Source organism: Parerythrobacter aurantius (genome assembly GCF_045291475.1).
GTDB classification, from domain to species: domain Bacteria; phylum Pseudomonadota; class Alphaproteobacteria; order Sphingomonadales; family Sphingomonadaceae; genus Parerythrobacter; species Parerythrobacter aurantius.
This window is the reverse complement of record NZ_CP147985.1, coordinates 1,075,921-1,088,900: the sequence shown is the minus strand read 5'-3', so window position 1 is coordinate 1,088,900 and position 12,980 is coordinate 1,075,921. Positions and strand designations below refer to the sequence as shown.

At 67.1% G+C, this 12,980-nt stretch carries 10 protein-coding genes; all 10 read left to right on the top strand.

The features are described from left to right. The first annotated feature begins 133 nt into the window (after positions 1 to 133). The 10 genes from WAB17_RS05375 (at position 134) to WAB17_RS05330 (ending at position 12,979) form a co-directional block, all read left to right on the top strand. The gene (locus WAB17_RS05375; protein WP_435418989.1) at positions 134 to 1,369 is read left to right on the top strand and encodes a WcaI family glycosyltransferase; all 1,236 of its coding nucleotides are present in this window, start codon (positions 134 to 136) and stop codon (positions 1,367 to 1,369) included. Continuing rightward, entirely contained in the window at positions 1,366 to 2,760 is a 1,395-nt protein-coding gene (locus WAB17_RS05370; RefSeq protein ID WP_435418988.1) for a hypothetical protein, read from the top strand. The genes WAB17_RS05375 and WAB17_RS05370 overlap by 4 nt, the downstream gene beginning before the upstream one ends. Then, on the top strand, positions 2,757 to 3,905 hold the full coding sequence (locus WAB17_RS05365) for a glycosyltransferase (protein ID WP_435418987.1): 1,149 nt from the start codon (positions 2,757 to 2,759) through the stop codon (positions 3,903 to 3,905). The genes WAB17_RS05370 and WAB17_RS05365 overlap by 4 nt, the downstream gene beginning before the upstream one ends. Positions 3,906 to 3,972: 67 nt before the next feature. Beyond that, positions 3,973 to 4,323 carry a hypothetical protein gene (locus WAB17_RS05360; RefSeq protein ID WP_435418986.1) on the top strand — a complete coding sequence of 117 codons (351 nt, stop codon included), beginning with the start codon at positions 3,973 to 3,975 and terminating at the stop codon, positions 4,321 to 4,323. Next, entirely contained in the window at positions 4,323 to 5,798 is a 1,476-nt protein-coding gene (locus WAB17_RS05355; protein WP_435418985.1) for an SGNH/GDSL hydrolase family protein, read from the top strand. Before WAB17_RS05360 ends, WAB17_RS05355 begins: the two co-directional genes overlap by 1 nt. A gap of 32 nt (positions 5,799 to 5,830) precedes the next feature. Continuing rightward, positions 5,831 to 6,826: a glycosyltransferase family 2 protein gene (locus tag WAB17_RS05350; protein WP_435418984.1), complete on the top strand. Its 996-nt coding sequence runs from the start codon at positions 5,831 to 5,833 to the stop codon at positions 6,824 to 6,826. 114 nt (positions 6,827 to 6,940) lie between these two features. Beyond that, entirely contained in the window at positions 6,941 to 7,864 is a 924-nt protein-coding gene (locus WAB17_RS05345; RefSeq protein ID WP_435418983.1) for a helix-turn-helix domain-containing protein, read from the top strand. A gap of 53 nt (positions 7,865 to 7,917) precedes the next feature. Then, positions 7,918 to 9,030, top strand: coding sequence for a phenylalanine--tRNA ligase subunit alpha (gene pheS, locus WAB17_RS05340; protein ID WP_435418982.1), 1,113 nt, complete (start codon positions 7,918 to 7,920; stop codon positions 9,028 to 9,030). Continuing rightward, positions 9,027 to 11,414: a phenylalanine--tRNA ligase subunit beta gene (pheT, locus tag WAB17_RS05335; RefSeq protein ID WP_435418981.1), complete on the top strand. Its 2,388-nt coding sequence runs from the start codon at positions 9,027 to 9,029 to the stop codon at positions 11,412 to 11,414. Before pheS ends, pheT begins: the two co-directional genes overlap by 4 nt. Before the next feature lie 20 nt (positions 11,415 to 11,434). Next, positions 11,435 to 12,979, top strand: coding sequence for a peptide chain release factor 3 (locus tag WAB17_RS05330; RefSeq protein WP_435418980.1), 1,545 nt, complete (start codon positions 11,435 to 11,437; stop codon positions 12,977 to 12,979). Position 12,980 lies beyond the last annotated feature (1 nt).

Below are 12,980 nucleotides of genomic sequence, written 5' to 3'. Positions count from 1 at the left end.
GTCGCACATTATCCTCTAAGCGAAATTGGTCAAGGAATCCCTTCACTCGCCCAAGGCCCGTGCGGCACCCTTTCCCGGCATCCACGGGCGTGCGGGACTGGATTTTCGTTCGCACCGGCCCGATAGCAGCCCCATGGCGTCGATCTGGCTAGTCGGGCTGAACTACGCGCCCGAGCCGATCGGCATCGGGCCCTACACGGCTGGCTGGGCCGAAGCCCTGGCCGCGCGCGGGCACCGCGTGGGCGTGGTCTGCGGCGTCCCCTATTACCCGCAATGGCGGCGCTATGACGACTACCCGCAGTCCTTCCGCCTTTCGCACGAGAGCGGAGTCGAGGTGTTGCGCGTCCCGCATCATGTCCCGCCCAACCCCGGGACCGTCAGCCGGTTGCTCCATTATGCCAGCTTCGCCGCCAACGCCCGGCGAGGGCTGGCCCCCCTTGCGAGGCATGCAGGCGGCAGGCCCGATCTCGTCATCGCGATCGCCCCGTCCCTGCTGGCCGCGCCCGTTGCTCTCCGGCTGGCGCGGCGATCGGGGGCCGTGTCGTGGCTGCATATCCAGGATTTCGAAGTGGAAGCCGCGCTCGCCACCGGGCTCCTGCCCGGCGCGGCTACCCGGCTCGGCCTGCGCTTCGAGCGCGCGGTACTGCGGCGCTTCGACCGGGTCAGCACGATCGGCCCGGCCATGCTGGCGAAAGCCGGGCAGAAGCGCGGACACGGGGACGGGCTGATGGAGCTGCGCAACTGGGCCGAACCCGGGGTCGGGGCGGAAGCCGCCGAGGGCAGCGCGATGCGCCGCAGTCTCGGCTTGCCCGAAGGAACCTTGGCGCTCTATTCCGGCAATCTCGCGCGCAAGCAGGGGATCGGGATCATTCTGGAGGCGGCCAGGGCCTTGGAGGGCAGGAGGGACATTCACCTCGCGGTTGTCGGCGAAGGGCCGGCAGCAGGGGAAGTGCGCGCTGCGGCCGCGGCCTCGTCCAACCTGCACTGGCGCCCGCTCCAGCCGCGCGAACGCTTGCCGGAATTGCTCGCAATGGCCGATATGCATCTCCTACCCCAACTCGCCGATGCGGCCGACCTGGTGCTGCCGTCCAAGCTCGCGAACATGCTCGCCTCGGGGCGACCGGTCATCGCGACGGCGGACGAGGGAACTTCGCTGGCGCTGGAAATGGAGGGCTGCGGCATCCGCACGCCCGCTGGCGATGCCGCGTCGCTGGCGCAGGCAGTGGTCGGCCTCGCCGAGGACGGGCCCCGGCGCAAAGCGCTCGGGCAGGCGGCGCGTGGGCGGGCCGATGAGCGTTGGTCGCGCGAGGCGATCCTGCGCAATTTCGTCGACAGCGTCGAGGCGACACTGGCGGGTTCGCCTCGATGAGCCGTACGCCGCGCAATCCGCCGCCCGGGGCCTTGCGCCTGCCGACGCCGACGCCTCGTGCCAGTCTCGCGCCCCCACGCCTTGCCGCAGAGCCCACCGTCCGGATGGACCCGTGGGTCCTGATCGCTTTCCTCTATCCCTTCAGTCAGCTCGTCATGTTCGAGCTCGTGGGCCAGCTCTACCTGATCGACCTGCTGGCATTCCCCCTGCTTCTGGTCCTGCTGCTCCGGCTGCCGGATGCCTACGCCAGGCTGGCGCGTATCTGGCCGCTTGCGGTGCTGCTGGGCGTATGGCTGACCGGCCAGGTGGTGACCGACCTGTACCGCGCAACGCCGATCGAAGACCTCATGCGCGGATGGGCCAAGATCGTTTTCTTTGCCGCGCAGTTGTTCGCGCTCTGGCTCTGGCTGCCGCGTCGCCGGGCCTATCTCGTGGCCTTCGCGATGGGGGTCGGTGTCGCCGCGATCTTCGGCGTGCCGGAGGATTTCGAGAGCGACGCCTGGAAATTCGGCTATGATCGCGCGCTGGTTCTCCTCACCATCGGCAGCCTCGTGATCGCGTCGGTCGTTTTTCCCCGCCTCAGGTACCTCGCGCCGCTGCTGTTCCTGGCGATCGCCGTGTTCCTGTTGCTGCAATCCGCCCGGTCGGCCTTCGGGGTCCTGTTCATCTGCGCCATCCTTGCCGCGGCGGCACTGGTGTTCGCCCGTTCAGTCCGTCTTCGCGAGCGCCTGACGGCGGGGATCTATTCGGTGATGCTGTTGTTCGGCGTGGCCGCAGCGGTCGGCGCGACCGGGATTTACGGGCAAGCCGTCGAGACCGGCGCGCTGGGGCGGGAGGCGCTCATCAAGTATCGCGACCAGACTTCGGGCGAGGTGCCGCTGCTCCTGGGCGGACGGACCGAAAGCCTGGTGTCCGTCCGGGCCATCGCCGATTCCCCTATCATCGGCCATGGCAGCTGGGCGAAGGACCCCTATTACGTCGGCCTGCACTACGCCACCAAGCTGAAGCTGGGCCTTCCCGTATTCGACCCCGGGCAGGGCAAGCAGCGGCTCATCCCGACGCACAGCTATCTGATGGGGGCATGGGTCGAGGCCGGCATCGCCGGGGGGCTGTTCTGGCTGTGGGTTCTGCTGCTGCCTTTCGTAGCGCTCTATTCGTTGCTGAGGCGGGTCGAGCCGCTGATGCCCCTGGTCGTCTATTGCTCGGTCTCTCTGGTCTGGTCGGTGTTATTCAGCCCGTTCGGGGCTACGGAGCGCGTGCTGGTGGCATTCCAGCTGGTCGTGCTGTCGTGGACGATCACCATCCATGGTGGCAGGCTGGTCCTCGCTCCCCTGTTCCGGCGCGGCGCATCGCGCGCGCCGTTAGGCCAGGGGGCGCGGGCGGGCGCGTGAGAATCCTCCATGTCGTCGCCGATTGCGACCCGGCGAAGGGCGGGGTCACGGAAGGGGTGTTGCGGCTGGGCGAGGCCTATCGCGAGCTCGGCCATGTGCAGCATCTCCTGACCCTCGATCCGCCCGAAGAGCCCTGGGTCCGGTCCTGTCCCTCGCCCGTTTTCGCCATGGGTCACCGCAGCGCGAACCGCCTTACCTGGCCGGGCGGGGCAATCGGATGGTTGCGCCGGAATGTCGGCACCTATGACGCCGTGATCGTCGATGGCCTTTGGAATGCGGCGACGCTTGCGGCGCGCCTCGCGCTTCCGGGCGGAAAGGTACCCTACGGGGTGTTCCCGCACGGCATGCTCGACCCCTGGTTCCGCACCGCCCAGCCGCGCAAGGAATGGGTCAAGCGGCAATTGTTCCGCGTCAACGAGGGACCCCTGCTGCGGAGCGCGCAAGCGGTGTTCTTCACCGCGGAATCGGAGCGGGCGCTGGCCGCCGGCGCCTGGCCAGGATGGCGCGACATGCGCGAGTGCGTCGTGGGGTTCGGGACCGCGCGCCCGCCGGCCTTCGATCCGGCCATGCGCAGCGCGTTCGGGCATGCCGTGCCGACCCTTGCAGCCAATCGTTACCTGCTGTTCCTCGGCCGGCTCCATCCCAAGAAGGGCTGCGAAATCCTGCTCGAAGCCTTTGCCGCAGCGACCATCGACCCGGTTCTGCAACTCGTCATGGCCGGTCCCGGAGAGCCTGCCTATGTCGCGCAGCTGAAATCGAGGGCGGCGGCGCTCGGGGTTGCCGGGCGGGTCCACTGGCCGGGCATGCTGTCCGGGGCGGCCAAGTGGGGGGCGCTCCACGCCTGCGATGCCATGGTCCTGCCGTCGTTCCAGGAAAACTTCGGCGTTGCCGTTGCCGAGGCGCTGGGCTGCGGCAGGCCCGTGGTGATCAGCGACCAGGTTGCCATCCACGACCATGTCAGCGCCAGTGGCGCCGGGGTCGTGGCCACGGCCGATGCCGCCTGCACCGCGCAGGCCCTGCGCACGATACAGGCACTTGCGCCCGAAGAGCGGGAGGCGATGGGCATGCGGGCAGCGCAGCTGTTCCGGGATCGTTTCGACATCCGCGAAACAGCAAAGCAGGTCATTGCAGCCATGGCCCGATAAATATTGGTGAAAGAACTTTCCTACAGGTAACCAAAACGGTTAGCGGGGCGGCTCGAAAGGAGTCGTCATGCCTGAAACCCTTCCCCCCGTGCGGCACCCCGCACGCTTTGTTCCCCTGACCGCAATCGCCACCGGCAACATCGGAGAGCCTGCCGAGAGCGTCGGCCCGTCCCATCCCCTGCCCGTCGCGGAAAGGGCCTACACGGATGCGCGCCCGCTGTTTCCCGATTCGCCAGTGGCTCCCGGGCGCGGCTTGCTGGTGGACTGCGACAGCGCGGGGTCGGCCACCTTCATCCTCGGCAGTGGTTCGTCGCTGTCCCTGACCTTGTCGCCCGGCCTCACCCTCTTGCCGCTGGCGGTCGTTTCGCTGCAGGCGGAGCAGACGTCCGCGCTGGTAACCGCCTGGGTGCTCGACTGATGGGGGCGCTGCACATCCCCCGCCCGGCCCCGGCCCGGCCCGCGCTGCTGCCGCCCCAGCTTGCCCCGCTGCAGCTTGCCGATCCGGCCCCGGTCATCACGCAGTCGCCTGCTGCCACCCTGCCCCGCTACTGGCCGTCATCGAGCGGTTCGGTCTTCTACCCCATCGCTTCGTCGGTGCAGGGCGGCGCCTTCAGTTTCTGCCGCGGCCTGCCGGGCACGCGACCGGCAGGCTATGGATTTGCCGACGCGGAAACCTGCACCTACGGCCTGCCGGGGCAACGTTCGGGGCTTGGCCAGCAATGGTCGTTTCATCACGAAGGCAGCCGGCTGGAGATCGAGGTCCAGAACAACCCCTTCGGCTTCCTCCTGCGGGTCGACAACAGGTTCGTGTCGCTGGAACCCCACGTCACCTCAGGCCAGACGCTGGTCTCGGTCGATTTCGGTTCCGTCGCCTGCCGCCGGATCGACATCATTTCCTGGCAGATGGCCTTTTGCGGCATCTTCACCGCGCCGTCGGACACGATTTATGCCGCTAGCCTTCGCGGACCGCGCTGCATCGTGTTCGGCGACAGCTTCACGACGCCTGACCCGGCCAACTGGCCGGTCTGGTTCGGCCACGCACTGGGCTGGGACGATGTCTGGCCGAGCGGCGTGGGCGGGACCGGCTTCGTTGCCGATGGCTATGGCGCGGCGCTCGCGCTGCCAGACCGGGTACTCCCCGACCTCGTGCCCTATCGCCCGGAAGTCGTCTTCATCCAGGCCGGCCTCAACGATTGGGGCAAATCCCCTGCCGCCGTCGAGGCCGCGGCGGAGCTGACAGTGGAAAGGATCCGCCGCCATCTGCCGCAGACCCTCGTCGTGGGAGGGGCCAACACCGCGTTCGGGATCGAGAGCTGGCCTTCCGGGTCCCTTGATGTCCTCGATGCGATACGCGCCGGGATTGGCAAGGGCGGCGGGAGCTGGCTGTCCCCTGTCGAACTGCCGCTGGCCTTCGGCGGCGACCCCGTTGGCGTCGAGACGAGCCTGGTGATGGCCGTGCCTGCCGGCAACCCTGGCAATGACGGCCACCCGGCCACCGTCAGCTATCCCAACGGGATAACCTGCAACACTGCAACGGATAGCCCTTCAACGAACTTGCGCGTCGGTTCGGTGGTCGAGATCGGGACGGGGGCAACGCGCGAACGCGTCGCGATCACCAGCGTCGGCTATGTCGCCGGACGGCTGATCTACGGCTTCGACGGTGCGACCCGTTACGCCCACGCCGTCGGCGAACCGGTCAGGGAGGTCGGCCCCTGTTTCGTGACCGGCCACGTCCCTGCAGGTGGCGAGACCGTAGGCCCGGATACCTGGGGCAATGCGCCGCGCTTCGTCGGGTGGGACAATTTCCACTACAATGCCGACGGCAACCGCGCGCTCGGCGCGGTCAACGCGAGCCTGCTGCGCCATCACCTGCGGGAACGCGCGTCGCTCTAGCGGGCGGCGGGGGCGGAGGCTAAGGCTTGGCCATGTCGTCCGCCCCCACGATCGCTCGCAGCCGTGTCTCGCTCACCGTCGTGATTCTGGCCCGGAACGAAGAGCGCCACCTCGCCCGGGCCCTTGCCTCCATTGCGCCGCTGGCGATGCGGACCATCGTCGTCGACAGCGGCTCTGCCGACCGCACGGTCGAGATAGCCCGCGCACAGGGGGCCGAGGTGGTCGAACGGGCGTGGCTCAACTACGCCGACCAGTTCCAGTGGGTGCTCGACAACTGCGGAATCGACACCGACTGGACCATGCGGCTCGATGCCGACGAATGGCTGGGCGAGGATCTCGTCGCTACCCTGTCCGGTCTCCTGCCGGGGCTGGATCCCGCCACGACGGCCATCAGCCTCGATCGGCAACACCACTTCATGGGCCGCTGGATCCGGCATGGCGGGCGCTGGCCGCTGCGATTGCTGCGCATCTGGCGCACCGGCCTGGGGAACATAGAGCAGCGCTGGATGGACGAACACATCGTCGTCGAGCAAGGCGAAATCCTGCACGTCCCGGGCACTTTCGTCGACCAGAACGAGCATGGTCTCGGCTACTTCACCGACAAGCACAATGGATATGCCACGCGCGAGGCGCTCGATGCGCTGATCGGCAAATACGGGCTGTTCGAGGCGTGCGACGGTGCAGCCCTCGCCAGTACCGCGCAGGCCCGGCGTGCACGGGCGCATAAAACCGGCTGGTACAATCGCCTGCCGACCGGAATCGGGCCGCTGCTCTACTTCCTCTACCGGTATATCTGCCAACTTGGCTTCCTCGACGGAAAGGCGGGGCTGATCTACCATGTGCTACAGGGCTTCTGGTACCGTTTCCTGGTCGATGCGAAGCGGGTCGAGCTGGAGGCAGCCATGGCGGATGCTGGCGGCATGGACGCGAAGATCGATGCGCTTTCGGCGGCGACCGGCCATGACTTGCGCGCGTTCTCTCGGGGCGCTGGGCTTGGCCGGCCAGGAAACACCATCCCGGAGGCCTGAGCCGACCTCCTCCACAGCGAGGCGAACGCAGCGCTAATGCGAAAGCGCCTTTGCAATCATGGGCTTGCAACCCTTTTACAATCTTCCATAGTGTCGACCGGAAAAGAGGGTTGCGTGGCCGATAGGATATTGCCGACAACGGAATACTCGCACGACGGCCTGCGCCTGCGGCTCTCGTCCGTGGCGCCCGATCTCGCGCCCTACATCTCGTCCTTATACAGGACGGAGGTCGATGCGGAGACAGTGATCGAAGACTGGTTGCCGCCGGAAGAGGCAAATCTCAGGACAGGTAGTGCGGAGACCTATACGGCTGCGATCGGCACCGCGCCGCTGGCGAAGGTTCCCGCGAACATCCTGTCGGGCGCGACGGACCGGGTCACCCACCTGCGCGTCGCCGGTGGGCGGTTCTGGGGCATCGGGCTGACCCCGGCAGGCTGGGCCCGGTTCATCGACCAGCCTGCGGACGGGATGGCCAACCGCTTCGCCGACACCGCCGCCTGCGCCCTCGATCCGTCTCTGCCGGCGATGCTCGCGACGCTGCGCCACGAGATCGACGACATGGAGCAGGCGGCCGATCTGGTTGCACAGACATTTCGTCCCCTGCTGGCCAGACGGCGACCGGTCGAGGCAAGAGTGCAGGCGGTGCACCTGCACATCGTGTCGGAAGACATCGCATCCGCTGCCGAACTGGCGGAAGCGGTGAACATGACCGACCGGACGCTCGGGCGCTTCTGCAAGCGGCACTTCGGGTTCTCGCCCGGTGCCCTGCTGCGCCGTCAAAGGTTCCTGCGCAGCCTCGGGAAATACATGCTCGATCCCTCGCTGCGCTGGATCAATTCGCTCGACCCCAATTACTGGGATCAGGCGCAATTCATTCGCGATTTCCGCGCCATCATGCACATGACGCCGAGCGAATATGCCGGTCTGTCGCACCCGGTCGTCGGCGCAGCGGTGGCAGTGACCAGTGCGGGCGCAGGCGTGGCCATGCAGGCACTGTTCCATCCCGACCGGCCGCGCGAGGCCGAAACTGGGCTTTAGCAATTGCGCACATGCCGCTAGAGGCACCGCGCAAGACTGAAGCCGAGGACCGAATGACCGATTTGCAAACACTGCAGCAGGACGCGCTGGCGCGCATCGACGCGGCGGGCGATGCTGCCCAGCTCGAAGCGCTGCGGGTGGAATTCCTCGGCAAGCAGGGCTCGATCTCGGGCCTGATGAAGACGCTAGGCGCGATGAGTGCGGAACAGCGCCAGACCGAGGCGCCGAAGGTTCAGGGCCTGCGCACCGCCGTCGCCGATGCGCTGGCGGCGAAGAAGGATGCGATGGAAAGCGCGGCGCTGGAAGCGCGCCTTGCCACCGAATTGCTGGACCTGACGCTGCCCGCTCCGGCCTCGCCGATGGGCTCGGTCCATCCGGTCAGCCAGGTGATGGACGAGCTGGCGGAAATCTTCGCCGATCTCGGCTTCTCCGTCGCTACGGGGCCGGAGATCGAGGACGACTGGCACAATTTCACCGCGCTCAACATGGCCGAGACTCACCCGGCACGGGCGATGCATGACACCTTCTACTTTCCCGATGTGGATGCAGAGGGTCGCCGCATGTTGCTGCGCACGCATACCTCACCGGTGCAGATTCGCAGCATGATGGCGCAGGGCGCACCGATCCGCATCATCGCGCCGGGCCGGGTTTACCGGTCTGACAGCGACGCCACCCACACCCCGATGTTCCACCAGATCGAAGGGCTGGTGATCGACAAGGATATCCACCTCGGCCACCTCAAGTGGACGCTGGAAACCTTCCTCAAGGCCTTCTTCGAGCGTGAGGATATCGTCCTGCGCCTGCGCCCGAGCTACTTCCCCTTCACCGAGCCATCGGTCGAGGTCGATGTGGGTTGGCAGGATGTCGGCGGGCCCAATGGGATCAGGCGCGTCCTTGGCGGAGACGGCAATGCGCCGGGCCATGGCTGGATGGAACTGCTTGGGTCAGGCATGGTCAACCGCCGCGTTATTGAGATGGCGGGGCTCGACCCTGACGAGTGGCAGGGCTTCGCCTTCGGCGTCGGCGTCGACCGGCTCGCCATGCTGAAATACGGCATGGACGATCTGCGCGCCTTCTTCGACGGCGATCCGCGGTGGCTGGGCCATTATGGCTTCAGCCCGTTCGACCAACCGACCCTGTCGGCAGGCGTGGGAGCACGGGCATGAAGTTCTCGCTGACCTGGCTCAGGGACCATCTCGAAACCACGGCGAGCCTGACGGAGATCGTCGAGGGGCTCAACCGCATTGGCCATGAGGTCGAAGGAGTCGAGGATCCGGCGGAGAAGCTCGCCGGATTCCGCGTCGCCGAAGTGCTGACCGCTGTGCCGCACCCCGATGCCGACAAGCTGCAGGTGCTCACCGTCAACGCCGGTGAAGGCACTCCGCTGCAGGTCGTCTGCGGTGCGCCCAATGCCCGTGCGGGCATGAAGGGTGTGCTGGGCCTGCCGGGCGCGGTCGTCCCCGCCAATGGCATGGAACTGCGCAAGAGCGCCATCCGCGGGGTCGAATCGAACGGCATGATGTGCTCGGTGCGCGAGCTCGAGCTGGGCGACGAGCACAACGGCATCATCGAACTGCCCGCCGATGCGCCGGTCGGCACGAGCTTCGCCGAATACCATGGCGCCTCCCCGGTGATCGATGTGGCGATTACGCCCAACCGCCCCGATTGCATGGGCGTCTACGGCATCGCCCGTGACTTGGCGGCGGCTGGGCTGGGGACGCTCAAGCCGATCGCGATCCCCTCGTTCGAGACGGCGGACGCCTGCCCCGTCGAAATCCGGACCGACGATCCGGAGGGTTGCCCGGCGTTCTACGGCCGCGTGGTCAAGGGTGTGAAGAACGGTTCCTCGCCCGACTGGCTGCAGCAGCGCCTGATCAGCGCGGGCCAGAGGCCCATCTCGCTGCTGGTCGACCTCACCAACTACCTGATGCTCGGTTATGGCCGTCCGGCGCATGCCTATGACCTCGCCAAGCTGACCGGCGCCATCGTCGCGCGGCGGGCCAGGGATGGCGAGGAGGTGCTCGCGCTCAACGAGAAGACCTACACGCTCGACAGCACCATGACGGTGATCGCCGACGACAACGGCGTGCACGATATCGCCGGGATCATGGGCGGCGAGCATTCGGGGGTCGGCGACGACACCACCGACGTTCTGCTCGAGATCGCCTATTTCAATCCGGAGCGCATCGGGGTGACCGGGCGCAAGTTGGGCCTGTCGTCCGATGCCCGCACCCGCTTCGAGCGCGGGGTCGATCCGGCATTCCTCGATGAGGGTCTCGACCTTCTGACGGGGCTGATCGTCGAGCTGGCCGGGGGCGAGGCCTCGGACGTCGTTCGCGCCGGTGCTGCGCCGAGCGAGCCGCTGGTGGTCACATTCGACCCTACGCTGACGAAGCGTCTCGGCGGGATCGATGTCGCCGAAGACGAGCAAAAGCGTATTCTCGCGTCGCTGGGTTTCGAGGTCGGCGCGGATTGGCAGGTCACCTGCCCGTTGCGCCGCCACGACATCGAAGGCCCGGCCGACCTCGTCGAGGAAGTCGTCCGCATCGTCGGGCTCGACAATGTTGCCAGCGCCGCCCTGCCGCGTGCCGATGGCGTTGCGCGGCCTACGGCGACCCCGCAACAGGCGCTCGAGCGCAAGCTGCGCCGCACTGCAGCCGCGCGCGGGATGCACGAGGCGGTGACCTGGTCGTTCCTGCCCGTGCCCGATGCAGAACACTTCGCTGACGGCGCGCCGTTGTGGGCGCTGGAGAACCCGATCAGCGAGGACATGAAGGCGATGCGCCCCTCGCTCATCCCCGGCCTGCTCGCCGCCGCCAAGCGCAACGCCGATCGCGGCGCCGACGGCTCGCGCCTGTTCGAAATCGGGCGGCGGTACTTCCGCGCGGCGGATGGTTCGAGCGACGAGAAGCCGACGCTGGGCGTGGTGCTGGCGGGCGAGAAGACCCCGCGCGGCTGGTCCAACGGCAAGGCGCAGGGCTTCGATGCCTATGATGCCAAGGCCGAGGCCGAGGCCTTGCTCGCGGCGGCGGGTGCCCCGGTCGACAAGCTGATGGTCTTCGGCGAGGCGGGAGGCCAGTTCCACCCGGGCCAGTCGGCCACGCTGCGGCTCGGGCCCAAGAACGTCCTGGCCCGTTTCGGTGCGCTGCATCCGGCGACGCTCAAGGCCTTCGACATCGATGGGCCGGTGGTGGCGGTCGAGATCTTCCTCGACGCCATTCCGGCGAAGAAAAGCAGCGGCTTCGCGCGCGAGGCCTATGCCCCGCCGGCATTGCAATCGATCACCCGCGACTTCGCTTTCCTCGTGCCCGCAGACCTTGCGGCCGGCGAACTGGCCCGCACGGTGCGCGGGGCCGACAAGGCGGCAATCACCGATGCCCGCATCTTCGATGTCTTCGCCGGGCAGGGCGTGCCCGAGGGCAAGAAGTCGGTCGCGATCGAAGCGACGCTGCAACCGGGCGAGAAGACCTTTACCGATGCCGAGATCAAGGCGATCTCCGACGCGTTGGTTGCATCGGCTGCGAAACTGGGAGCGGAGCTGCGCGGCTAACCCCGCGCGCTGGAAAACCTATGTCCAACCGCCGTACCTTCGCGATCATCTCGCACCCTGACGCGGGCAAGACCACGCTGACGGAAAAACTGCTGCTGCAAGGCGGTGCGATTCATCAGGCCGGCGCGGTCAAGGCGCGCGGCGAGGCCCGCCGGGCGCGGTCCGACTGGATGAAGATCGAGCAACAGCGCGGCATCTCGGTCACCTCCAGCGTGATGACCTTCGAGAAGGACTATGCCACAGACTCTGGGGTTGAAACCATCACCTTCAACCTGCTCGACACACCGGGGCACGAGGACTTTTCCGAAGATACCTACCGCACGCTGACCGCGGTCGATTCGGCCATCATGGTCATCGATGCGGCAAAGGGCATCGAGCCGCAGACACTGAAGCTGTTCGAGGTGTGCCGCCTGCGCAGCGTGCCGATCATCACCTTCGTCAACAAGGTCGACCGCGAAGGGCGTGAGGGCTTCGAACTGCTCGACGAAGTGGCCGACCAGCTCGCGCTCGACGTTTCGCCGCAGAGCTGGCCCATCGGCATGGGCGGGCAGTTCGAGGGCATCCTCGACTTCGCGACCGGCGGCATCGCACGGCCCGAAGGCGGCTCGCGCGAATTCCTCGGCAAGGTCGACATGGGCGCGGCCATCCCCGAGCAATTCGCCGAGGAACTGGAGCTGGCGAAGGCCGGCTATCCCGAGTTCGATCTCGAAGCCTATCGCAACGGCGACCTGACTCCGGTGTTCTTCGGCTCGGCGCTCAAGAATTTCGGCATCGAGCAGCTGATCGACGCGATTGCCCGTTATGCCCCGCCGCCGCGTCCGCAACCGGCCGGCGAGCAGACGATCAGCCCGGGCCATGACGAGGTGACCGGCTTCATCTTCAAGGTGCAGGCCAATATGGACCCCAACCACCGCGACCGGATCGCCTTCATGCGGCAGGTTTCGGGCACCTTCAAACGCGGCATGAAGCTGACGCCGAGCGGCCTCGGCAAGCCGATCGCGATCCATTCGCCGATCCTGTTCTTCGCGCAGGACCGCGAGCTGGCCGATACCGCCGAGGCCGGTGACATCATCGGCATCCCCAACCACGGCACGCTGCGGGTGGGAGATACGCTCAGCGAGAAGAACCAGGTGCGCTTTACCGGCCTACCCAATTTCGCGCCGGAGATCCTGCGCCGCGTGGTGCTGCGCGATCCGACCAAGACCAAGCAGTTGCGCAAGGCACTCGACGACCTCTCCGAAGAGGGCGTGATCCAGGTATTCTATCCGGAAATCGGCGCGCAGTGGATCGTCGGTGTGGTCGGCCAGCTCCAGCTCGAAGTGCTGATCAGCCGGCTCGAGGCCGAATACAAGGTCGATGCCTTCCTCGAAGCTTCGCCCTTCGCCACCGCGCGCTGGGTCAAGGGCGACGGCAAGGCGGTGACCGAGTTCGAAAGCTTCAACCGCGCCAACCTTGCCCGCGACCGCGACGGCGACCTGGTGTTCCTTGCCAAGAGCCCCTGGGACGTGAACTACCAGGCCGAGAAAAACCCCGAGTTGACCTTCTCCGCCACCAAGGAGCGGTGAC

What these genes read in the sequence shown, in the direction of transcription:
- pheS (WP_435418982.1), top strand. Translation starts at nt 7,918, where the DNA reads ATGACCGATTTGCAAACACTGCAGCAGGACGCGCTGGCGCGCATCGAC.
- WAB17_RS05355 (WP_435418985.1), top strand. Translation starts at nt 4,323, where the DNA reads ATGGGGGCGCTGCACATCCCCCGCCCGGCCCCGGCCCGGCCCGCGCTG.
- pheT (WP_435418981.1), top strand. Translation starts at nt 9,027, where the DNA reads ATGAAGTTCTCGCTGACCTGGCTCAGGGACCATCTCGAAACCACGGCG.
- WAB17_RS05350 (WP_435418984.1), top strand. Translation starts at nt 5,831, where the DNA reads ATGTCGTCCGCCCCCACGATCGCTCGCAGCCGTGTCTCGCTCACCGTC.
- WAB17_RS05375 (WP_435418989.1), top strand. Translation starts at nt 134, where the DNA reads ATGGCGTCGATCTGGCTAGTCGGGCTGAACTACGCGCCCGAGCCGATC.
- WAB17_RS05330 (WP_435418980.1), top strand. Translation starts at nt 11,435, where the DNA reads ATGTCCAACCGCCGTACCTTCGCGATCATCTCGCACCCTGACGCGGGC.
- WAB17_RS05360 (WP_435418986.1), top strand. Translation starts at nt 3,973, where the DNA reads ATGCCTGAAACCCTTCCCCCCGTGCGGCACCCCGCACGCTTTGTTCCC.
- WAB17_RS05370 (WP_435418988.1), top strand. Translation starts at nt 1,366, where the DNA reads ATGAGCCGTACGCCGCGCAATCCGCCGCCCGGGGCCTTGCGCCTGCCG.